The 22,026-nt window shown below is 60.7% G+C and carries 16 protein-coding genes; 11 read left to right on the top strand and 5 right to left on the bottom strand.

The features are described from left to right. Positions 1–111: 111 nt before the first annotated feature. The gene (locus tag GPL81_RS01420; protein WP_246218869.1) at positions 112–2,052 is read right to left on the bottom strand and encodes a BCCT family transporter; all 1,941 of its coding nucleotides are present in this window, start codon (positions 2,050–2,052) and stop codon (positions 112–114) included. A 380-nt stretch (positions 2,053–2,432) separates the two neighbouring features. Between GPL81_RS01420 and betI the strand changes: the two genes are divergently transcribed. The 9 genes from betI (at position 2,433) to yccS (ending at position 16,164) form a co-directional block, all read left to right on the top strand. Further along, the gene (gene betI / locus GPL81_RS01415) at positions 2,433–3,026 is read left to right on the top strand and encodes a transcriptional regulator BetI (RefSeq protein ID WP_096514518.1); all 594 of its coding nucleotides are present in this window, start codon (positions 2,433–2,435) and stop codon (positions 3,024–3,026) included. A gap of 61 nt (positions 3,027–3,087) precedes the next feature. Then, positions 3,088–4,560, top strand: coding sequence for a betaine-aldehyde dehydrogenase (gene betB, locus GPL81_RS01410; protein WP_160104915.1), 1,473 nt, complete (start codon positions 3,088–3,090; stop codon positions 4,558–4,560). Positions 4,561–4,704: 144 nt separating this feature from the next. Continuing rightward, positions 4,705–6,405 (top strand): choline dehydrogenase, encoded by a 1,701-nt coding sequence (betA, locus tag GPL81_RS01405; protein ID WP_160104914.1) that lies wholly within the window; start codon positions 4,705–4,707, stop codon positions 6,403–6,405. A gap of 224 nt (positions 6,406–6,629) precedes the next feature. Then, the gene (locus tag GPL81_RS01400) at positions 6,630–8,072 is read left to right on the top strand and encodes a TldD/PmbA family protein (RefSeq protein WP_160104913.1); all 1,443 of its coding nucleotides are present in this window, start codon (positions 6,630–6,632) and stop codon (positions 8,070–8,072) included. Next, positions 8,072–9,409: a TldD/PmbA family protein gene (locus GPL81_RS01395; protein ID WP_160104912.1), complete on the top strand. Its 1,338-nt coding sequence runs from the start codon at positions 8,072–8,074 to the stop codon at positions 9,407–9,409. Before GPL81_RS01400 ends, GPL81_RS01395 begins: the two co-directional genes overlap by 1 nt. A 137-nt stretch (positions 9,410–9,546) precedes the next feature. Continuing rightward, positions 9,547–10,974 (top strand): multidrug transporter subunit MdtD, encoded by a 1,428-nt coding sequence (mdtD, locus tag GPL81_RS01390; RefSeq protein ID WP_160104911.1) that lies wholly within the window; start codon positions 9,547–9,549, stop codon positions 10,972–10,974. A 105-nt stretch (positions 10,975–11,079) separates the two neighbouring features. Beyond that, on the top strand, positions 11,080–12,417 hold the full coding sequence (gene dbpA, locus GPL81_RS01385) for an ATP-dependent RNA helicase DbpA (RefSeq protein WP_246218868.1): 1,338 nt from the start codon (positions 11,080–11,082) through the stop codon (positions 12,415–12,417). Positions 12,418–12,562: 145 nt separating this feature from the next. Further along, entirely contained in the window at positions 12,563–13,741 is a 1,179-nt protein-coding gene (locus GPL81_RS01380) for a BaiN/RdsA family NAD(P)/FAD-dependent oxidoreductase (protein ID WP_160104909.1), read from the top strand. A gap of 236 nt (positions 13,742–13,977) precedes the next feature. Continuing rightward, positions 13,978–16,164 (top strand): YccS family putative transporter, encoded by a 2,187-nt coding sequence (gene yccS / locus GPL81_RS01375; protein ID WP_160104908.1) that lies wholly within the window; start codon positions 13,978–13,980, stop codon positions 16,162–16,164. 124 nt (positions 16,165–16,288) lie between these two features. On the opposite strand, the gene GPL81_RS01370 is transcribed toward yccS, so the two are convergent. Then, the gene (locus GPL81_RS01370; RefSeq protein WP_160104907.1) at positions 16,289–17,026 is read right to left on the bottom strand and encodes a substrate-binding periplasmic protein; all 738 of its coding nucleotides are present in this window, start codon (positions 17,024–17,026) and stop codon (positions 16,289–16,291) included. Between the two features lie 256 nt (positions 17,027–17,282). Here GPL81_RS01370 and GPL81_RS01365 point away from each other — a divergent pair, with 256 nt between their 5' ends. Next, positions 17,283–17,735 carry a GNAT family N-acetyltransferase gene (locus tag GPL81_RS01365; RefSeq protein ID WP_160104906.1) on the top strand — a complete coding sequence of 151 codons (453 nt, stop codon included), beginning with the start codon at positions 17,283–17,285 and terminating at the stop codon, positions 17,733–17,735. Positions 17,736–17,858: 123 nt separating this feature from the next. On the opposite strand, the gene GPL81_RS01360 is transcribed toward GPL81_RS01365, so the two are convergent. Genes GPL81_RS01360 through GPL81_RS01350 form a run of 3 tightly spaced genes read right to left on the bottom strand, consistent with a single transcriptional unit; the run spans position 17,859 to position 20,882 of the window. Then, positions 17,859–18,158 (bottom strand): winged helix-turn-helix domain-containing protein, encoded by a 300-nt coding sequence (locus tag GPL81_RS01360; protein ID WP_160104905.1) that lies wholly within the window; start codon positions 18,156–18,158, stop codon positions 17,859–17,861. 48 nt (positions 18,159–18,206) lie between these two features. Continuing rightward, on the bottom strand, positions 18,207–18,713 hold the full coding sequence (locus tag GPL81_RS01355) for a M48 metallopeptidase family protein (protein WP_160104904.1): 507 nt from the start codon (positions 18,711–18,713) through the stop codon (positions 18,207–18,209). 45 nt (positions 18,714–18,758) lie between these two features. Continuing rightward, entirely contained in the window at positions 18,759–20,882 is a 2,124-nt protein-coding gene (locus GPL81_RS01350; RefSeq protein WP_160104903.1) for a putative bifunctional diguanylate cyclase/phosphodiesterase, read from the bottom strand. A 323-nt stretch (positions 20,883–21,205) separates the two neighbouring features. Here GPL81_RS01350 and GPL81_RS01345 point away from each other — a divergent pair, with 323 nt between their 5' ends. Then, entirely contained in the window at positions 21,206–21,874 is a 669-nt protein-coding gene (locus tag GPL81_RS01345; RefSeq protein ID WP_160104902.1) for a polysaccharide lyase family 7 protein, read from the top strand. Positions 21,875–22,026: the final 152 nt, after the last annotated feature.

Raw genomic sequence — 22,026 nt, 5'->3', positions numbered from 1 at the left:
ACAGGATTGGGGTGTACCGCAGATGTTGCGCTCACTCCAAACCTGTGGGAGCAAGGCTTGCCCGCGATGAACGCGACGCGGTGCCATGGAAACACCGCGCCAACTCACAACTTAGCTATACACCCGGCCAAGGAGCTGCCGATGGCTTTCAAACTGATCGAGCACGTCACGGGTGATCTGATCCTGGGTGAAACCCATCAAGTCGTAGTCCTGGCTGCCGTTGTGCAGGTACACCTCGGCACGGTAGTAACGCTGGCGCGCTTCATCGGATTGAGCCGATTCGGTTGGCGTGGCCAGGTAGCCATCCAGGCTGACTTCGTAGACAAACGGGTTGCCCTCTTCCATCTCGACACGCACGCCCATGCAACGCTTGGACTTGCCCAGCAGCGTCTGGACTTCCAGGCCCTGGGCACGCATTTGCGTCGTCGCATCTTGCAGCGCCGGGCTCACGTGCTTGTCCATGAAACGCTGCACCACCGACTGGCTCGGTTGCAGGTCCAACTGAGTCAGACGCTCGGTGAAACCACGGCGACCGCGTGCCGCCAGCTCCGCTTGTTCCTGCTCGATTTGCACGTCCTGGCGCATGGCCTTGTGCAAACCGAACATGAAGAACACCAACACTACCGAGAACGGCAGGCCGGCCAGCACTACCATGGTTTGCATGGCTTCGAAGTTGCCGGCGAACAGCAGGCCGATGGTCACCAGCGTGATCACCGCCGACCAGAAAATCCGCAGCCAGTGCGGGGCGTCTTCGTCGACGTTACCGCCCTTGCACGAAAGGTTCGCCATCATTACCGCGCCGGAATCCGCCGGGGTCAGGAACAGCACGAAACCGACGAAAATCGATACGCCAATCACAACTTTCGACGCCGGGTAATGCTCAAGCAACTGGTAGATCGCCATGGACGGCTGTTCCAGTGCCGTCTTGCCCAACTCCACCGCACCGTGGTTCATCACCAGGTCCAGGGCCGAGTTACCGAAGATCGACAGCCACGCCAGGGTGAAACCCAGCGGAATCAGCAGCACGCCGGCGACCATTTCACGCACCGTGCGACCACGGGAAATACGCGCGACGAACATGCCCACGAATGGCGCCCAGGAAATCCACCACGCCCAGTAAAACAGAGTCCACAGGCCCAGCCAGCGGTCGGACTTCTCAGTGTCGCCTTCGTACACATAGAGGTCGAAGGTCTTCAGCACCACGCCGTTGAGGTAGTCACCGATGTTCTGCACAAAGCCGTTGAGCAGGTGCAGGGTCGGACCGAACAACAGCACGAAAATCAGCAGGCCGCTGAACAGCACGATGTTCAGGTTGGACAGACGACGAATGCCGTTTTCCACACCCGACACCGCAGCGATGGTCGCCACGGTACTCATCACGATGATCACGATCAGCAGGTTGGTGTTGCTGTGCTCCATGCCGAACAGGTTTTCCAGGCCCGACGACACTTGCAGCGAGCCGATCCCCAGGTTGGTCACCAGGCCCAGCAGGGTCACGAACATGCCGAAGCCGTCCACCGCATGGCCGGCCGCCCCCTTGACCCAACGCTCGCCCACCAGCGGATACAACGCCGAACGCAACGCCAGCGGCTGGTTATGACGGTAGGCAAAGTACGCCACGGCCAAGCCGACCAATGCGTAGATTGCCCAGCCGTGCAGGCCCCAGTGCAGGAAGGTCAGTTGCACCGCCTGACGGGCCGCCAGGTTGCTGGCGGATACGCCTTCAGGCGGATTGAAATAGTGATCCAGCGGCTCGGACGCACCGAAGTACAGCAACGAGATGCCGATACCCGACGAGAACAGCATCCCCGCCCAGGCGCCATAGCTGAAGTCCGGGGTGTCGTCCTTGCTGCCCAGTTTCAGTTTGCCGTAGGACGAAAACGCCAGGCCGACGACGAAGATCAGATAGGCGGCGATCACCACCATGTAGTACCAGCCGAAGCTGCGGGACAACCAGGCTTGCGCCGTACCCAACATTCTGCCGGCCTCTTGCGGGGCGATGATCAGAATGGCGGTCAACAACAGAATCAACGCGGTAGAGGTGTAGAACACCCAACCGTTGACCGTCACCTTCTCGGGTGGGGTCTTTATAAGCGAGGCAGAACTCATGGCACAGATGCTCCGGGCAGTGCGAGAGAAGAACGCAAGGCAATGTGTTACCCGACCAATCGGTTAGTGGGCAGCCGACCAGTGGGTGATATAAAGACAGCCCGAAAAAAGCCCGAAGCCCTTGAGACGCTGTGGCGTATAGGCTTCGAGCTGTTTCGGATGTCGGTTTGTCGCCATTTACACGTAGGAAAAATCTGTAAGCAGCGACGATTTGTCGCAGATCTTATTCTTTGTTGATTGAACGTTCAATCAAAACAAAATAGACTGGCCCACAAGCCGGTAGCCGTTTGACGTCTGCCGGAAGGCCTAAGGAGATGTGCAAGATGCCCAAGGTCGGTATGCAACCCATTCGCCGCCAGCAATTGATCGAAGCCACTTTGCTGGCCGTCGATCAGGTCGGAATGGGGGACGCCAGCATTGCGCTGATCGCCCGTTTGGCCGGTGTCTCGAATGGCATCATCAGTCACTATTTTCAGGACAAGAACGGCCTGATTGCTGCCACGGCGCAGTATCTGATGAGCGTCCTCAGCGAGAACGTCACCGCGCGCCGTCAGGCGCTGAAGGACAACAGCCCGCGGGCGCACCTTCAGGTGATCATCGAAGGCAACTTCGACGCCAGCCAGGTCAATGGCCCGGCAATGAAAACCTGGCTGGCCTTCTGGGCCACCAGCATGCACCACCCGTCTTTGCACAGGTTGCAGCGGATCAACGATCACCGCCTGTATTCCAACCTGTGCTGCCAGTTCCGCCGCGTACTGTCGCTCGAAGATGCGCGCAGTGCAGCCCGTGGCCTGGCAGCCCTCATTGACGGTTTGTGGTTGCGCGGCGCGCTGTCGGGAGACGCTTTCGACACCGGACAGGCGCACCGGATCGCTTACGAATACATGGATTTCCAACTGGCCAAGCAGGTGAGTTAGAGCACATAGAACGCTCAACCCCTGATTCGAGCCAATCAACTGATGCACTTGCGAGGACTTTATGGCCCGTTTCGAACTGCAAAAACTCTACATCGATGGCGCTTACTCCGACGCTGGCAGCGACGCCACGTTCGAAGCCATCAACCCGGCTAACGGTGAAGTCCTCGCAAAAGTACAACGTGCAACCAAGGAAGACGTCGAGCGCGCTGTTGTCAGCGCCGAAAAGGGCCAGAAAATCTGGGCCGCCATGACGGCCATGGAGCGTTCGCGCATCCTGCGTCGCGCCGTGGAAATCCTGCGTGAGCGCAACGACGAACTGGCTGCCCTGGAAACCCTGGACACCGGCAAGGCCTACTCCGAAACCCGCTATGTCGACATCGTCACCGGTGCTGACGTGCTGGAGTACTACGCTGGTCTGGTTCCGGCCATCGAAGGCGAGCAGATTCCGCTGCGCACCACCTCGTTCGTCTACACCCGTCGCGAGCCGCTGGGCGTCGTGGCCGGCATCGGCGCGTGGAACTACCCGATCCAGATCGCCCTGTGGAAATCCGCACCAGCCCTGGCGGCCGGTAACGCGATGATCTTCAAGCCAAGCGAAGTCACCTCGCTGACCACCCTGAAACTGGCCGAAATCTACACCGAAGCCGGCCTGCCAAATGGCGTGTTTAACGTCCTGACCGGCAGCGGCCGCGAAGTCGGCACCTGGCTGACCGAGCACCCGCGCATCGAGAAAGTCTCGTTCACCGGCGGTACCGACACCGGCAAGAAAGTCATGGCCAGCGCTTCGGCTTCCTCGCTGAAAGACGTGACCATGGAGTTGGGCGGCAAGTCCCCGCTGATCATCTGCGACGACGCCGACCTCGATCGCGCCGCCGATACCGCGATGATGGCCAACTTCTACAGCTCCGGCCAGGTCTGCACCAACGGCACCCGCGTGTTCGTACCGGCACACCTCAAAGCGGCGTTCGAAGCCAAGATCGTTGAACGTGTTGCCCGCATCCGCATCGGCAACCCGGAAGACGAAAACACCAACTTCGGTCCGCTGGTCAGCTTCGCCCACATGGAAAACGTGCTGGGGTACATCGCCAAGGGCAAGGAAGAAGGCGCCCGCGTACTGTGCGGCGGTGAGCGTCTGACCGACGGCGAATTCGCCAAAGGTGCCTTCGTGGCCCCGACCGTGTTCACCGACTGCACCGACGACATGACCATCGTCCGTGAGGAAATCTTTGGCCCGGTGATGGCGATCCTTACCTACGAAACCGAAGAAGAAGTGATCCGTCGCGCCAACGACACCGACTTCGGCCTGGCCGCCGGTATCGTCACCAAGGACCTGAACCGCGCCCACCGCGTAATTCATCAACTGGAAGCCGGTATCTGCTGGATCAACGCCTGGGGCGAGTCCGACGCCAAGATGCCGGTCGGTGGCTACAAGCAGTCGGGTGTTGGCCGTGAGAACGGCATCAGCTCGCTGAACAACTTCACCCGCATCAAATCGGTACAGGTCGAGCTGGGCGATTACGCCTCGGTGTTCTAAGGCGAAAGCTATGCATTGCCTGTGATGCCGTCATCGCGGGCAAGCCTTGCTCCCACAAGGACAGCGCATGACCTGTGGGAGCAAGGCTTGCCCGCGATCGAGTGCGAAGCACTCGCCTGACCATTTTTAACGAGGGTGCATTCAATGTCCCAAGAATTCGATTACATCATCATCGGTGCCGGCTCGGCCGGTAACACCCTGGCGACCCGTCTGACCGAAGACGCTGGCGTCACCGTCCTGCTGCTCGAAGCCGGCGGCCCGGACTACCGCATGGATTTCCGCACGCAGATGCCGGCCGCCCTGGCGTTCCCGCTGCAAGGCCGTCGCTACAACTGGGCCTACGAAACCGATCCGGAACCATACATGGACGGCCGCCGGATGGAATGCGGTCGCGGCAAGGGCCTGGGTGGTTCCTCACTGATCAACGGTATGTGCTACATCCGCGGCAACGCCATGGACTACGACGGCTGGGCAAAACTGCCGGGCCTGGAAGACTGGACTTACCTCGACTGCCTGCCGTATTTCCGCAAGGCGGAAACCCGTGACATCGGCCCGAACGACTACCACGGTGGCGAAGGCCCAGTCAGCGTGACCACGCCCAAAGCCGGCAACAACCCGCTGTTCCACGCCATGGTTGAAGCGGGCGTGCAGGCCGGTTACCCGCGCACCGAAGACCTCAACGGTTACCAGCAGGAAGGCTTCGGCCCGATGGACCGCACCGTGACGCCCAAAGGTCGTCGTGCTTCCACCGCTCGCGGTTACCTGGACGTGGCCAAGAAGCGTTCGACCCTGACCATCGTCACCCACGCCCTGACCGACAAGATCCTGTTCGAAGGCAAGCGTGCGGTTGGCGTGCGTTACCTGGTCGGCGCGGCTGAAGAGCGCGTTGAAGTCAAAGCACGCAAGGAAGTGCTGGTGTGCTCCGGCGCCATCGCTTCGCCGCAGATCCTGCAACGCTCCGGCGTAGGCCCGGCAAAACTGCTGCAAAGCCTCGACATTCCGGTGGTTCACGACCTGCCGGGCGTCGGCGAAAACCTGCAGGACCACCTTGAGTTGTACCTGCAATACGCCTGCACCCAACCAGTGTCGCTGTACCCGTCGCTGCTGCTGCACAACCAGCCGGCCATCGGTGCCGAATGGCTGTTCAACGGTACCGGCATCGGCGCCAGCAACCAGTTCGAAGCCGGCGGTTTCATTCGTACCCGTCCGGAATTCGAATGGCCGAACATCCAGTACCACTTCCTGCCGGTAGCGATTAACTACAACGGCAGCAACGGTGTGAAAGAGCACGGTTTCCAGGCGCACATGGGCTCCATGCGTTCGCCAAGCCGTGGTCGCATCCAGGTCAAGTCCAAGGATCCGCGCCAGCACCCGAGCATTCTGTTCAACTACATGGCCACCGAGCAGGATTGGCAGGAATTCCGCGACGGCATCCGCCTGACCCGTGAAATCATGCAACAACCTGCGCTGGACGCCTTCCGTGGCCGCGAAATCAGCCCGGGCATTGAAGTCCAAACCGACGAAGAGCTGGACAAGTTCATCCGCGAGCACGCCGAAACCGCGTTCCACCCGTCCTGCTCGTGCAAGATGGGTACCGACGAGATGGCCGTGGTCGATGGCGAAGGTCGTGTGCATGGTATGCAAGGCCTGCGCGTGGTCGATGCCTCGATCATGCCGATCATCACCACCGGCAACCTGAACGCGCCGACGATCATGATGGCCGAGAAAATCGCCGACAAGATCCGTGGACGCCAGCCACTGCCACGCAGCAAGGCCAACTACTACGTGGCCGGTGATGCGCCGGTGAAGGGCAAGCCGGTGCGGGAAGTCAGCCAGCCGGCTTAATACCGCGTCGACCTCAATCGCGAGCAGGCTCGCTCCTACAATGGATCTTCGGCAACCCCTGGACCATTGTAGGAGCGAGCCTGCTCGCGATGAGGCCCTGACAAACAAAACACCTCTACCGCTCCAAGCTTGATCCTCCCCCCTCGCAGGCCTACTCTAGCGCCACGCAAACGTTTCACCCTCCCCCCGCAACATCGATGCTCCACACCAAGGAGGTCCCCCGAATGTTCGATTTCCACCCCCAGCTCAAGCTGCGCTTCGCTGCCTTGCGCACGGGCGCTGAATTCTTTTCCCTGCGTTATGTGCGCGAGTCCGGCCAATACCTGTCGGTGCGCAAGAACGTGGCGGAACCGCCGAGCCTGCGCCGTGACGAAGGCGCGATGCTGACCGTACGGGTCAACGGCGTCGAAGCCTACGCCGCCACCAACGACCTGTCGCAGCAAGGCCTGCAAGCGGCCCTCGAACGTGCCGAACAGCAGGCCCGCCGACTCAAGCCCCATGCCCTGCTGGACCTGCGTGAACAAGCCGTGTCCAGCGATCGCGCCGATTACTTCTCGCCGAACCTGGACCAGCCGTTCCCGTCCCTGAGCGATTGCTACCAACTGCTCGGCGCGGAATCCGCCGCCGTGCCCAAGGACGAGCGCCTGGTGAACTGGCAGGTGAGCATTGGCATCACCCACGTCGAGCAGATCTACCTCAACAGCGCGGGCGCCGAACTGCGCCAGGCACAGCGCTTCGTCTACCCCGGCCTGGACGTCACCGCCTACGACGGCAACGACAGCCAGACCCGCACCCTGGGCCGCGAGAACTTCGGCCAACAGGGCGGCTTCGATGTGATCAGCCGCTGCGGCCTGATCGGTGCCGGTCCGAAAATCGCCGATCAGGCGCTGCAACTGCTGCTGGCGCCGAACACCCCGCAAGGCGCCCGCGACCTGCTGTTGATGCCCGATCAGATGATGCTGCAGATCCACGAATCCATCGGCCACCCGCTGGAGCTGGACCGCATCCTCGGCGACGAGCGCAATTACGCCGGCACCAGTTTCGTCAAAGCCGAAGATTTCGGCCGCCTGCAATACGGCTCGAAACTGCTCAACGTGACCTTCGACCCCGACATTCCCGAGCAACTCGCCAGTTACGGTCATGACGACGACGGCACCGCCGCCAGCAAACAATTCCTGATCCGCGAAGGCCTGTTGCTGCGTCCGTTGGGCGGTGCGCTGTCGCAATTCCGCGCCGGCCTGGACGGTGTCGCCAACAGCCGCGCCTGCGGCTGGAACCGGCCACCGATCGATCGCATGGCCAACCTGAACATCGAGCCGGGCGATCAGCCACTGGAACAACTGATCGGCAACATCGAGCACGGCATCCTGATGAGCACCAATCGCTCCTGGTCCATCGATGACGCACGCAACAAGTTCCAGTTCGGTTGCGAATGGGGCCAATTGATCGAGAACGGCGAACTCAAGGGCGTGGTGAAGAACCCGAATTACCGGGCGATTTCCGCGCAGTTCTGGAAGAGCCTCAGCGCGGTCGGCGATGCCGGCACCTTCAAGATCCTGGGCACGCCGAACTGTGGCAAGGGCGAACCGAATCAGGTGATCCGCGTCGGCCATGCGTCGCCGGCCTGCGTGTTCAGCAATGTAGATGTATTTGGGGGAGACGCCTGATGAGTACGTCGAAAATTCAGGCCGAGTCATTCAAGGCATTGGTCAACGGCTTGCGTGACTCGCTGCGTGAACCGGAACAATTCACCCTCAGCTACGCCGCCGAGTCGTCGGCCTTCGTGCGTTTCAACCACGCCAAGGTACGTCAGGCCGGGCAGGTGCAGCAGGCAAGCATCGGTCTGAAACTGATCAACGATGGCCGTCATGCCGACCTCGACATCACCCTTTCCGGCGATCCGCAGGTGGATCAGCAGCGGTTGGTCGAAGGCCTGCAACAACTGCGCGAAACCCTGCCGCTGCTGCCACAGGATCCGTACCTGCTGCTCAACTACAACGGCTGGCAAAGCAAGAATGTGCAGGAGCATCCGCTACCGGACACCGAGCAAGTAGTCGCCGAAATCACCCGTGCCGCCGAAGGCCTGGACCTGGTCGGTTTCTACGCGGCCGGTCCCATCAGCCGGGGCTTCGCCAGTTCCGCCGGGGCGTTCGGCTCGCACCAGGCCAACAGCTTCAACTTCGACTTCAGCCTGTTCCACGAAAACGGCCAGGCCGTGAAGGCCAGCTATGCGGGGCACGACTGGAACAGCGAAGGTTTTGCCAGGCGCTTCCAGCAGGCCCGCGAGCAACTTGAGTATCTGGGCCGGCCGCTGCGCACCCTGGCGCCGGGTCACTACCGCGCTTACCTGGCACCGGCCGCGCTGGAAGAAATCATGGGCATGCTGTGCTGGGGCGGCTTTTCGGCGCAGTCGATTGCCAGCAAAAGCAGTCCGCTGCAGAAGCTTTATGGGGGCGATCAATCCTTTAGCCCGTTGGTGTCGCTGGATGAAAAGGTCAGCGGTTCATTGAGCCCGGCGTTCTCCGACGAAGGCTATCCGCGCAGCGACCTGGGGTTGATTGTCGGGGGCAAGGCCGGTGCGCAACTGGTTGGCTCACGCAGCGCCGCCGAATACGGCCTGACCGCCAACGGCGCCAGCGGTGGAGAATCGCCAAGCGCCTTGAACATGCAGGCCGGTGCGCTACCGGAGGCGGACATCCTCAAGCAACTGGGCACGGGTTTGTACATCAGCAACCTGTGGTACCTGAACTTCTCCGATCAACCGGCCGCGCGCCTGACCGGCATGACCCGGTTTGCGACGTTCTGGGTCGAGAACGGCGAGATCCAGGCCCCGGTCAGCACCATGCGCTTTGATGACAGCGCCTTCAGCCTGCTCGGCTCGCAGCTCGAGGCGTTGACGCAAGAGCGAGAAATGTTGCTGTCAGCGAGTACCTACAGCCAACGCGCGACAGCTTCGGCGCTGTTGCCGGGGGCGCTGGTCAGCCGACTTACGTTGACCCTGTAAAAGCATCGCGGGCAAGCCTTGCTCCCACAGTTTTGGCGTCGTCTGAAAAACCCGGGCAAACCCTAATCCTGTGGGAGCAAGGCTTGCCCGCGATGAAATCACCACGGTTTACCTGATTCACACTGACAAGAGGTCCCATGCCCAACCGCCCGCCTCTCGACCCTGTCACCGCCCGCTGGGTGCCGTGGGTCGTCGCCATTGCCTTTTTCATGCAATCCCTCGACGGGACCATCCTCAACACCGCCTTGCCGGCCATGGCCGCGGACCTGGCGGAAGATCCATTGCGCATGCAGGGCGTGATCATCGCCTACATGCTCACGGTCGCGTTGCTGATCCCCGCCTCAGGCTGGATCGCCGATCGTTTCGGCACCCGGAAAATCTTCTTCGGTGCCATTTTGCTGTTCAGCCTCGGCTCACTGCTCTGCGCGATGTCAAACAGCCTGACCCTGCTGATTGGTGCCCGGGTGATCCAGGGCCTCGGCGGCGCGTTGATGCTGCCGGTCGGGCGACTGGTGGTGCTGCGCGCCTACCCGCGCTCGGAACTGGTGCGGATCATGGGCTTCATCACCATTCCCGGACTGCTCGGCCCGCTGATCGGCCCGACCATGGGCGGCTGGATGGTGCAGTACCTGACCTGGCACTGGATCTTCCTGATCAACCTGCCAGTGGGTGTGGTCGGTTGCTACGCCGTGTGGAAATTCATTCCCGACCTTCGTGGCTCGGAACGCACGAAATTCGATAGCCTCGGCTTCGTACTGTTCGGCGCGGCAATGATCCTGATCACCATCGCCATGGAGGGGCTGGGTGAACTGCACCTGCCGCACCTGCGGGTGATGTTGCTGCTGTTCGGCGGCATGGCCTGCCTGGCGGCTTACTGGTTGCGCGCAGGCCATATCGACAACCCATTGTTCGCGCCGTCGCTGTTCAAGACCCGGACCTTTGCCGTCGGTATTCTCGGCAACCTGTTCGCCCGGCTCGGAAGCGGCGCCCTGCCCTTTCTGGTGCCGTTGCTGCTGCAAGTGGCGCTGGGCTATTCGCCGTCACAAGCCGGGATGAGCATGCTGCCGCTGGCGGCGGCGGCGATGATTGCCAAGTGGGTGGCACGCCCGTTGATCGAGCGCCTGGGCTACCGCATCGTGCTGACCGGCAACACCCTGGCGCTGGGGATCATGCTGGCGGCGATGGGTCTTGTCAGCGAGCAGACGCCGTACTGGCTCTTGTTGTGTCTGCTGGCGATCCTCGGGGCAATCAACTCCTTGCAATTCACCGCGATGAACACCGTGACCCTGATCGATCTCGACGATGCCAGCGCCAGCAGCGGCAACAGTTTGCTGTCGGTGGTAGCGCAATTGTCGTTGAGCCTTGGCGTGGCCTGTGCAGGTGCGCTGCTTGGCGGGTTCACGGCAGAGATCGGAAACGATGGCGTGGAGACGGTTTTGGGTGCATTCCAACTGACCTTTGTGACCGTCGGCATCATGGCGATGCTGGCCGCGACCATCTTCTCGCAACTGTCAAAGAGTGACGGACGGCGAGTCAAACGTCCGGAAGAACACATAGAGCCTTAGGGCGAATGGCCATCGGACTGGTACACTGCGCGACATTTTGTTTTGCAGGCCAGTCCCGTGACCACCATCGCCACCGAATTTAATACTCTGCCGCTGTCCGCCGCCATGCTGGCTAACCTCGATTCCCTCGGTTATACCCAGATGACGCCGATCCAGGCGCAGAGCTTGCCGGTGATCCTCAAGGGGATGGACCTGATTGCCCAGGCCAAGACCGGCAGCGGCAAGACCGCCGCCTTTGGCATTGGCCTGCTGAACCCGATCAATCCGCGCTACTTCGGTTGCCAGGCGCTGATCCTGTGCCCGACCCGCGAGCTGGCCGATCAGGTGGCCAAGGAAATCCGTCGCCTGGCCCGTGCCGAAGACAATATCAAGGTCCTGACCCTGTGTGGCGGCGTGTCCCTCGGCCCGCAGATCGCTTCGCTGGAGCACGGCGCGCACATCATCGTCGGCACCCCGGGACGTATTCAGCAGCACCTGCGCAAAGGTTCGCTGGTGCTCCACGGCCTCAACACGCTGATCCTCGACGAAGCCGATCGCATGCTCGACATGGGTTTCTACGATTCCATCGAAGAAATCATCATGCAGGCCCCGGAACGTCGCCAGACCCTGCTGTTCTCCGCCACGTACCCGGTGGGCATCAAGCAGTTGGCCGCGAAGTTCATGCGCAACCCGCAGCAAGTGAAGGCCGAGGCGTTCCACGACGACACGCAGATCGAGCAGCGTTTCTACGAGATCTCCCCGGAAGAGCGCATGAGCGCGGTGACCAAGGTACTTGGCCACTTCCGCCCGGCGTCCACCGTGGCGTTCTGCTTCACCAAGCAGCAGGTTCAGGAAACCGTCGATCACCTGACTGCCAAGGGCATCTCCGCCGTCGGCTTGCACGGCGATCTGGAGCAGCGTGACCGCGACCAGGTGCTGGCGATGTTTGCCAACCGCAGCACCTCCGTGCTGGTGGCCACCGACGTCGCCGCCCGCGGCCTGGACATTGATTCCCTGGACATGGTGATCAACGTCGAACTGGCCCGTGATTCGGAAATCCACATTCACCGCGTCGGCCGTACCGGTCGCGCTGGCGAGAAAGGTATCGCGGTCAGCCTGGTGGCCCCGTCCGAAGCACACCGTGCGCAAGCCATCGAGCAACTGCAAAAGACACCGTTGACCTGGGATCAGGTGGACAACCTCACTTCCAAGGGCGGTGGCCCACTGCTGCCGCAGATGAGCACCCTGTGCATCGCGGCCGGCCGTAAGGACAAGGTTCGTCCGGGCGACATTCTTGGCGCACTGACCGGTGATGCCGGCATTCCTGGCGCCCAGGTCGGCAAAATCGCGATTTTCGACTTCCAGGCTTACGTGGCCGTGGAACGCGCGGTCGCCAAGCAGGCTTTGCAGCGCCTGAACGACGGCAAGATCAAGGGTCGTTCGTTGCGCGTGCGTATCCTGTAACAACGCCCCCCTGTAGGAGCGAGCCTGCTCGCGATGGACGATGAAACACCGCTGGGCATCAGACAGCCCGCGTTATCGTTGACGACCATCGCGAGCAGGCTCGCTCCTACAGGGACCGCAATAGTTTTTGTGTGAGGACACCGTTTTGCGCTCTACCGAAGTCGTGATCATTGGCGCTGGCGCCGCAGGGTTGATGTGTGCGCTGACCGCCGCCGGGCGCGGGCGCAAGGTGCTGTTGCTCGACCATGCCAACAAGGCCGGCAAGAAAATCCTGATGTCGGGCGGTGGCCGCTGCAATTTCACCAACATGTACACCGAACCGGGCAATTTCCTCTCGCAGAATGCGCATTTCTGCAAATCCGCCCTGGCCCGCTACACCCAATGGGATTTCATCGGCATGGTCGCCAAGCATGGCGTGCCGTACCACGAGAAAAAACTCGGTCAGTTGTTCTGCGATAACAAATCCAGCGACATCCTCGAAATGCTGCTCGACGAGTGCAATCAAGTCGGCGTCAACCTGCACCTGGACACGTCAATCCAGACCATCGAGAAACTTGAGAAAGGCTATTTGCTGGACACCACCATGGGGCAGATCACCTGCGAATCCCTGGTGATCGCTACCGGCGGGCTGTCGATCCCGACCCTGGGTGCCACCGGTTTTGGCTATCAAGTGGCCAGACAATTCGGCCACGAACTGCTGCCGACCCGCGCCGGGCTGGTGCCGTTCACCATCACCGATCAGCTCAAGGAACTCTGCACCGAGCTGTCCGGTACGTCAGTGGATTGCCTGGTCAGCTGCAACGACCAGAGTTTTCGCGAGAACATCCTGTTCACCCACCGCGGCCTCAGCGGCCCGGCGATCCTGCAGATTTCCTCGTTCTGGGAATCGGGCGATACCGTCGAGATCAACCTGCTACCAGACCACGACGCGCCGAGCTGGCTGCAACAGCAGCAAGCCGAACGCCCCAACAGCGAACTCAAAACCCTGCTCGGTGAAATCTTCACCAAGAAGATGGCCAACCTGCTGGCGGACAACTGGTTCGTCTCCAAACCGATGAAGCAGTACACCCACGCCGAACTGGCGGACATCGCCGAAAAACTGGCGAGCTGGAAAGTCGTGCCGGCCGGCACCGAAGGCTACCGCACCGCCGAAGTGACCCTGGGCGGCGTGAATACCAATGAAGTGTCGTCCAAGACCATGGAATCGCTGAAAAGCCCCGGCCTGTACTTCATCGGCGAAGTACTGGACGTAACCGGGCATCTGGGCGGTTTCAATTTCCAGTGGGCCTGGGCTTCGGGCTACGCGGCTGCCCAATACGTCTGACCCACCCGTTATCCTGACACCGCGCCCTGTGGGAGCAAAGCTTGCTCGCGATAGCGGATTAACATTCAACATCAATGGTGAATGTGAGACCGTCATCGCGAGCAAGCTTTGCTCCCACAGGAAAAGCATTTGGCAAGGAAGGAACAGATTTTGCTGTCAGATGTGATCGTCGCCATTGCGTCGGCGTCATTACTGGCTCAATTTAGCGTCATCGCCTCGGAAGGCCTTCGCATTTCATGTCATCGACTTCGCTTCGTCAGTCTCTGCGTCGCCTTTGGGCGCTGGATAAATTCAGCTACAGCGTGCGGGTATTCATCGCCCTGACCGGCACCATGGCGTTGTGTTGGTATCAGGATGAAATGGGACTGTTGATCCCGTTGTTCCTGGGAATCATTGCCAGCGCCCTGGCCGAGACCGACGACAGCTGGCAAGGGCGCCTCAATGCGCTGGCCGTGACGCTGGTGTGTTTCCTGGTCGCGGCGCTGTCGGTCGAACTGCTGTTCCCCTACCCCATCTTTTTCATCATCGCCTTCGCCCTGGCCGCCTTCTGCCTGACCATGCTCGGCGCATTGGGCGAACGCTATGGCGCGATTGCCTCGGCGACGCTGATTCTGTCGGTCTACACCATGATCGGCGTAGACCAGCGCGGTGGCGCGGTGACCGACTTCTGGCATGAGCCCGTGCTGCTGGTGGCCGGTGCGGCCTGGTACGGTCTGCTCTCGGTGGTGTGGCAAGCGCTGTTTTCCAATCAGCCGGTGCAGCAAAGCCTGGCGCGGTTGTTTCGGGAGCTGGGGTTTTACCTGAAGCTGAAGTCGTCGCTGTTCGAGCCGATCCGGCAGATGGACGTTGAGGCACGGCGGTTGGAACTGGCCCAACAGAACGGTCGCGTGGTCGCCGCCCTCAACGCCGCCAAGGAAATCATCCTGCACCGGGTCGGCAATGGCCGCCCGGGCTCGAAAGTCAGCCGTTACCTGAAACTGTACTTCCTCGCCCAGGACATCCACGAGCGCGCCAGTTCCTCGCACTACCCCTACAACGCCCTGGCCGAGGCGTTTTTCCACAGCGACGTACTGTTCCGCTGTCAGCGCCTGCTGCGCCAGCAAGGCAAGGCATGCCGGGCACTGGCCGAGTCGATCCAGATGCGCCAGCCGTTCATCTACGACGCCAGCTTCGCCGAAGCCCTGAGCGATCTGCACGCCTCTCTGGAACACCTGCGTATCCAGAGCAATCCTGCCTGGCGCGGCTTGCTGCGCTCGTTGCGGGCCCTGGCGGCGAACCTTGGCACCCTCGACCGGTTGCTCAGCGACGCCAGCAACCCCGATGCCCTGGCCGACGCCACCGACAGCAGCCTGCTCGACCGTTCGCCGCGCAACCTCAAGGACGTCTGGGTACGCTTGCGCACGCAGCTGACGCCAACTTCACTGCTGTTCCGCCATGCCCTGCGCTTGCCCCTGGCCTTGAGCATCGGCTACGCAATGGTGCATTTGATTCACCCGTCCCAGGGTTACTGGATCATCCTCACCACGCTCTTTGTCTGCCAACCGAATTACGGCGCCACCCGCCGCAAACTCGGGCAGCGGATCATCGGCACCGCCATTGGCCTGACCCTGGCCTGGGCACTGTTCGATCTGTTCCCCAACCCGCTGATCCAGTCGTGTTTCGCCATTGCCGCCGGGGTGGTGTTCTTTACCAACCGCACCACGCGCTACACCCTGGCGACAGCGGCGATCACCTTGATGGTGCTGTTCTGCTTCAACCAAGTGGGTGACGGTTACGGACTCTTCGTGCCACGGCTGTTCGATACCTTGCTCGGCAGCCTGATCGCTGGGCTGGCGGTATTGATGTTCCTGCCGGACTGGCAGGGACGACGCCTGAACAAGGTGCTGGCCAACACCCTGGCCTGCAACAGCGTTTACCTGCGCCAGATCATGCAGCAATACGCCGCCGGCAAGAGCGACGACCTGGCCTATCGCCTGGCCCGACGCAACGCTCACAATGCCGATGCGGCGCTGTCGACCACCCTGGCCAACATGCTGATGGAGCCGGGGCATTTCCGTAAGGAAGCCGATGTGGGCTTCCGCTTCCTGGTGCTGTCACACACGCTGCTCAGTTACCTGTCAGGCCTGGGCGCGCACCGGGAAACCCAGCTTCCGCCAGATAGACGCGAGCATCTGATCGAAGGGGCCGGCGTGAAACTGGCGGTCAGCATCGACGAAATCGCCCAAGGGCTGGCCAGCAAATCCGCCATTGCGATTCACAGCGATGAGGAAGAAGCGCTGGCCAACGAGCTTGAGCAGATGCCCGATGAAATCGACGAAGGGCAGCGCCTGGTGCAGACGCAACTGGCGCTGATCTGTCGGCAGTTGGGGCCGTTGCGCACGCTGGCGGCGCATTTGATCAAGGATACGAGCGAGGATGTGTAGCGCCTGATCGGGCCTTATCGCGGGCAAGCCTTGCTCCCACAGGTTTCGCGTCGTTCGCAAAAACATGCACAACATAAAACCTGTGGGAGCAAGGCTTGCCCGCGATTAGGCGAGCAGCCACACCCTACATCCCATGCTGCCTCATCAACCGCTCATAACTCCCATCCGCCTTCATCGCCGCGATCTCACGGTCGAATCCGGCGACGATCTGTTCATGCCTGGGATTTTTCAGGCTGACCAGGATGTGCAGGCTGTTCTCGCTCAGCGGCTTGGGCAGGAACTCCACGGCATTGCGCACTTTGGCGGATTCGCGGGCCAGGTAGTAGCGCGCGACGTACTCGTCTTCCAGGGTCAGCTTGACCCGGTCGGCGGCGACCATGCGCACGGCCATGGCGAAGTTGTGCACCGGCACTTTCTGCAGTGATGCGTCGTCGTCGAACGCCGGCGAGTAGGCATAACCGCGCACCACCGCCACCGGATAGGTGTGCAGTTGCTGCAGGTTATTGAATTCGATCGGTGCATCCTTGCGCTTGATGAAGCGCACACGGTTGATCAGGTACTCGCTGGAAAACTGACCGAGTTTGGTGCGATCGTCGGTGTACCAGGCATTGACCAGCACGTCGTATCGGCCTTCGCTCACACCCAGCAAGGCCCGTGCCCAAGGCACCTGCTCGAAGTCACTGGCATAGCCGGCCCGCGCCAGGGCGGTGCTGACAATATCCGTGGCCAAGCCACCATTGACCAGCGTGGCATCGGTAAACGGCGGCCAGGCATCAGCCACCAGACGCAACTTTTCCGCTGCCGCGTCATGAACAAGCAACAGCAATCCAATCAAAGCAAAGGCTCGATGCAATCGCGGCATGCTAGAAAATCCTTAGCGGGCGGGCTGCCCGACGTGTTTTCAGCCAAAACTCCAAGACCCCGTACCGGCACACCCAGGCACTAAACGTTAGCTCATTGAAGCCACAGCACATCGCTTGATTCCAGATTACACAAAGAAGTCAGCGGTGCGAGAAATGAATGATGGCATTTTGGTCTTTGTCACAGATTTCTCCGCCATAAAGACATCTTTCCTCGGGACGCTTAGTATCGCTGGTACGTTTACAGGGAATCAGGACATGACAATCGAATGGGTCTGCAAACACCACAGTGACTTGGGCAAGGAGCAGCTGTATGCCATTTTGCAGCTGCGTGCCGAGGTGTTCGTCGTCGAGCAGAAATGCGTCTATCAGGATATCGACGGCCAGGATCTGGAGGGTGACACCCGCCATTTGATGGCGTGGGACGGGGATCGACTGGTGGCGTACCTGCGCCTTCTCGATCCCGAATTACAGGGTGGCGACGTGGTGATCGGACGGGTGATCATCGCCCCCCAGGCACGAGGCACGGGGCTTGGGCATGAGTTGATGGCCCAGGCGCTGAAGCAAGCGGAAAAACACTGGCCCGACATGCCGATCTATCTCTCGGCCCAGGCGCATCTGCAGGGGTATTACGGGCGGTACGGGTTTGAAGTGGCGGGTGAGGTGTATGTCGAGGATGGCATTCCGCATATAGGGATGCGTCGTTCCTGAGGGCTCCATCGCTGGCAAGCCAGCTCCCACAGTGACCGAGAGTGGATCGAAAATTTGCAATCCACATCGGAACCTGTGGGAGCTGGCTTGCCAGCGAAGGCGCCAGCCCAGGCAATGCAAATTTCAGGGATATTCCAACACCGCCTTGATCTGCCGAAGATGGCGCTCGATCCACCCCCGATCAATCGCCCCCCAGTCACGAATCCGGTAGCGCCCGGCATGATTGCGAGCGCCCTCTTCCTGCTCGAACTCACAAACGATATCCAGATCCGCCAGCGCAGCAATGGTGTCCTGGGCCGTACGCCGCGGCATCCCGGTGATGTCGGTCAATGCCGGAACACTGCTGGCCAGCCCGCTGTCGATCAGGTACGCCACATACAAGCGACGATAAAAGCTGCTCTTGGTCTTGCTGACTTCCGTCACATTTGCTCCTTTTTTGAAGATCAAAAGATCGCAGCCCTGCGCCAGCGCCTACGCGCCTGTGGGCGTCGGCAGATCCCGCCAGGTCAAGTACACCCGCACATCGAATTCCACCTGGTGATACCCCGGCAACATGTGTTCGCACAGCTTGTAGAACGCCTTGTTGTGATCGGACTCTTTGAAATGCGCCAACTCGTGAACCACGATCATTTTCAGAAACTCGGAGGGCGCTTCCTTGAACAGCGAGGCGATGCGAATTTCTTTCTTGGCCTTGAGGTTGCCGCCCTGCACCCGTGAGATCGTGGTGTGCAGGCCGAGCGCGCGGTGAGTCAGGTCCAGGCGGTTGTCGAACAACACCTTGTCGATGGCCGGGGCGTTACGCAAGTATTCCTGCTTGAGGTCCAGCGCGTAGGTATACAGCGCCTTGTCGCTCTGCACAGCGTGCTTTTGCGGATAGCGCTTGCTCAAGTAATCGCCCAGCCGACCCTCGGCGATCAGTTGGCGCACCTGATCCTGTAATGAAGCGGGATAGGCCTGAAGGTATTTCAACGCGGTCATCGCAGTGGCAACACAAAAGACGAAAAGATCGCCAGTGTAGCGAATTCAGCGGGTCAGCGCGCTCCAGTCGAAAGGCTGCACGAAGTGCCCCGTATCCTCGGCCATCAGCGGCCGCGCCACCAGAAAGCCTTGCACATAACCGCAGCCGTTGGCTTGCAGCCAGTCATATTGCGCGACGGTTTCCACCCCTTCGGCAATCACCAGCATGCCGTAGTGTTTGCACAATTCGATCACATTGCGCACCAACGCCGCGTCCCGCGAGGACTCCGGCAGCCGCGCGATCAAGTGACGGTCGAGCTTGAGCGTGTCCAGTTCCAGGTCGCGCAAATGCGCCAGCGAACAGGGTCCGGAGCCGAAATCATCCAGCGCCACCCTGACCCCCAGGCTACGCAGTAAACGCAGCTGTTTACGGGTTTCTTCCGGGTTGTGCATCAAGGCTTCTTCCGTGACCTCGACTTCCAGATGACGAGGCTGCAAGCCATGGCGCTCCAGCACCTGGCGCAACTCGGTGGCCAGATGGGGCATGGCGAACTGGCTGCCGCTCAAACTGACGCCCAGCACCAGGTCTTCGGCAAACAGGGTTTCCCATGCCTTGCGTTGTCCGGCACCGCGCTGGTAAATCCAGCTACCCAGGCGACTGATCAAACGCGCCTCTTCCAGCAAAGGTAGAAACAGCCCTGGCGGAACGTCACCGACGCTTGGATGCTGCCAACGCAACAACGCCTCAAATCCGCGAATCTGCCCGTCGGCAATGGCCACCTGCGGTTGATAAACCAGGTTGAAATCACGGTTCTCGATGGCGGTGCGCACGCTTTCTTCGAGCATCAGCCGCGAGCGTGCCCGGCCGTTCATTTCGTGATCGTAGAAGCGATATTGCTGACGGCCGGCGCGCTTGGCCTCGTACATGGCAATGTCGGAGGCCCGCAGCAAACCGTCCAGATTAGCTCCGCAATCGGGGTAGGTGGCAATGCCGATGCTGGCGCCCAGAGCGATATCCAGGCCGTCGATCTGCTGACAGATCGAAACTCGCTCAATCAGTTTCTCGGCGATCTTGGCGGCTTGCTCCGGGAACTCCAGGTCGAGCAATGCGGTGAACTCATCGCCCCCCATGCGCGCCAGAATGTCGAACGGCCGCAGGCAAGCCTTCAACTGCTCGGACACCCAACGCAGCACCCGATCACCGGCATCGTGGCCGAGTGAGTCATTGACCCGCTTGAACCCGTCGAGGTCCAGGTACAACAGGACCCAGGCACTGTCGGTGCGTTCACCGCGCAGCAGCAGGTTTTCCACAGTCTGGTAAAAACCCCGACGGTTCAGCAGGCCGGTGAGCGGGTCGGTGACGGCCTGAAATTCGAGCTGCTGATGCAGGTGGCGCACCACCGACATGTCCAGCACCGTCACTACCATGGCGTGTTGCTCGGCAGGCAAAGGCGCACAGGACAGCGCTACCGGCACCTGCTGGCCAGGCGCGGTGCGCAGCAACGCATCGTGCAGGCGCAACGTCTCACCGCGCCTGTAGCCGGCCAGCAGGTCGGAATCGGCCCAGTTCGGGACATGCGGTTTTTGCAGGAAATCCAGAAAGGCCCGGCCTTGCAGCTCTTGCACCGTGGCATTGAGCAGGCGCGATATCGCCGGGTTGGCAAAGTGGATCAGACCGCCCTCATCGACCACCAGAATACCTTCGGCCGCGTTGTCCAGCACCGAGGCATTGAAAGCGCGAGCCACCTCCAGATCATGACTCAGGCGCTGCAAGGCCCGGCGATTGCGCTGATGCTCCAGCAGCGCCTGGACCTTGGGCTTGAGAATCTGCGGGTCAAACGGCTTGAACAGGTAATCCACCGCGCCACTGGCGTAACCCTTGATCACCGCGGCCTGGGACTGCTCGTTGGCTGTCAGGAAAATGATCGGTGTCAGGCGGGTTCGCTGACTGCCGCGCATCAGGCGCGCGACTTCAAACCCGTCCATGCCCGGCATCTGCACATCCAGCAGTACCAGGTCGATATCGTGTTCTAGCAACAGACCGAGAGCCTCGAAACCCGAGGCAGCGGTCATGACCTGCCAGTCCTGGCGCTGCAACAACGCGCGCATGCTGATCAGGTTTTCAGGGTAATCGTCGACGATTAATAACGTTGAACGGCCTTCAGCTGGCGTGTGGGGCGCGCATTCCATGCTGCTTCTCTATGTTCGGGACGTCAGGCCGGCCTCTTGTGAAAGCCGGACAAATTCTAATGATTCACTCTAGACCTGGATCCCGGAAAGCAGAAGGTGTCAGTACGCCATCATCTAACAATGTGTTCATTTGCCGACTAACGGTCACGCCTGAGGGCCGCTGAAACCGGGAGAGGTGGCCTTTTAACAGGATTTTGACGTCACCCATTTTGTCTGGCCAGCATTAACAAAAAAACCTTGTACGCTTATAAAGAGCGCCCTCAAGGCCCGTGCTAGAGCTTCTGGTACGTCCGTACTGAAAAAAACACCTGGAAGCTTTGCCCATGATCGACCTTGCAACCTGGAACCTCAGCGTTCCCGTCGGCAGCCCGCCGTACACCGTTGAAACCTCAAAACTGGTCAATGGCTTCAAGGATCAGTACTTCCGTTCCGACACCGGCTCGGTGATTTTCTGGTCCCCGGTGACCGGCTCCAAAACCGAAAACGCCATCTACCCGCGCACCGAACTGCGGGAAACCTACAGCAACGGCACGCTGAAAAACTGGTACTACCCTGACGCCGACAACACCCTGCGGGCCACCCTGGCGGTCAACCAGGTGCCAAGCTCGGGCAAGATCGTCGTTGGCCAAATTCATGCCTACAACAGCCAAAAGCCACTGGTGAAGGTCGAGTATCAATACAAAACCAAAACCTCGACCGGCAACATTGTCGCCAAGGTGCGCATGCACCCCGATGACGATGAAGGCCGCGTGATCATTGTCGCTACCGGCGTAAAGCTGGATCAGGAGTTCTCCTACCTCATCCACCTTAGCCCCGGCGGTGCCCTGGGGATCAGCGCCGCAGGCTATCAATGGGACACCCAGATCAGCGCGACATGGCGCGACAAGCCGCTGTACTTCAAGGCCGGGGTGTATGTGCAGGACAACACCGGGTACACCAGTGAGGGCGGGAAAGTGACGTTCAGCAAGCTGGATATCGATCACGATAAGTGAGTAGTGCGCCGTTAAAACCTGTGGGAGCGGGGCTTGCCCGCGATGACGTCGGCACGGTCAAAATCATGCTGACTGACCTACCGCTATCGCGGGCAAGCCCGCTCCCACAGTGTCTGCGGTGACTGCAAATCTTCGGCCATAAAAAAACCCGC

The organism is Pseudomonas izuensis (genome assembly GCF_009861505.1).
Lineage (GTDB): Bacteria > Pseudomonadota > Gammaproteobacteria > Pseudomonadales > Pseudomonadaceae > Aquipseudomonas > Aquipseudomonas izuensis.
The sequence above is the reverse complement of the archived record's forward strand: the minus strand, read 5'-3'. Positions and strand labels throughout refer to the sequence as shown.

Bases quoted from the DNA above. Each gene is read 5' to 3' on its own strand.
- betI (WP_096514518.1), top strand. From the start codon at position 2,433: ATGCCCAAGGTCGGTATGCAACCCATTCGCCGCCAGCAATTGATCGAA.
- betB (WP_160104915.1), top strand. From the start codon at position 3,088: ATGGCCCGTTTCGAACTGCAAAAACTCTACATCGATGGCGCTTACTCC.
- betA (WP_160104914.1), top strand. From the start codon at position 4,705: ATGTCCCAAGAATTCGATTACATCATCATCGGTGCCGGCTCGGCCGGT.
- GPL81_RS01400 (WP_160104913.1), top strand. From the start codon at position 6,630: ATGTTCGATTTCCACCCCCAGCTCAAGCTGCGCTTCGCTGCCTTGCGC.
- GPL81_RS01395 (WP_160104912.1), top strand. From the start codon at position 8,072: ATGAGTACGTCGAAAATTCAGGCCGAGTCATTCAAGGCATTGGTCAAC.
- mdtD (WP_160104911.1), top strand. From the start codon at position 9,547: ATGCCCAACCGCCCGCCTCTCGACCCTGTCACCGCCCGCTGGGTGCCG.
- dbpA (WP_246218868.1), top strand. From the start codon at position 11,080: ATGCTGGCTAACCTCGATTCCCTCGGTTATACCCAGATGACGCCGATC.
- yccS (WP_160104908.1), top strand. From the start codon at position 13,978: ATGTCATCGACTTCGCTTCGTCAGTCTCTGCGTCGCCTTTGGGCGCTG.
- GPL81_RS01370 (WP_160104907.1), bottom strand. From the start codon at position 17,026: ATGCCGCGATTGCATCGAGCCTTTGCTTTGATTGGATTGCTGTTGCTT.
- GPL81_RS01365 (WP_160104906.1), top strand. From the start codon at position 17,283: ATGACAATCGAATGGGTCTGCAAACACCACAGTGACTTGGGCAAGGAG.
- GPL81_RS01355 (WP_160104904.1), bottom strand. From the start codon at position 18,713: ATGACCGCGTTGAAATACCTTCAGGCCTATCCCGCTTCATTACAGGAT.
- GPL81_RS01350 (WP_160104903.1), bottom strand. From the start codon at position 20,882: ATGGAATGCGCGCCCCACACGCCAGCTGAAGGCCGTTCAACGTTATTA.
- GPL81_RS01345 (WP_160104902.1), top strand. From the start codon at position 21,206: ATGATCGACCTTGCAACCTGGAACCTCAGCGTTCCCGTCGGCAGCCCG.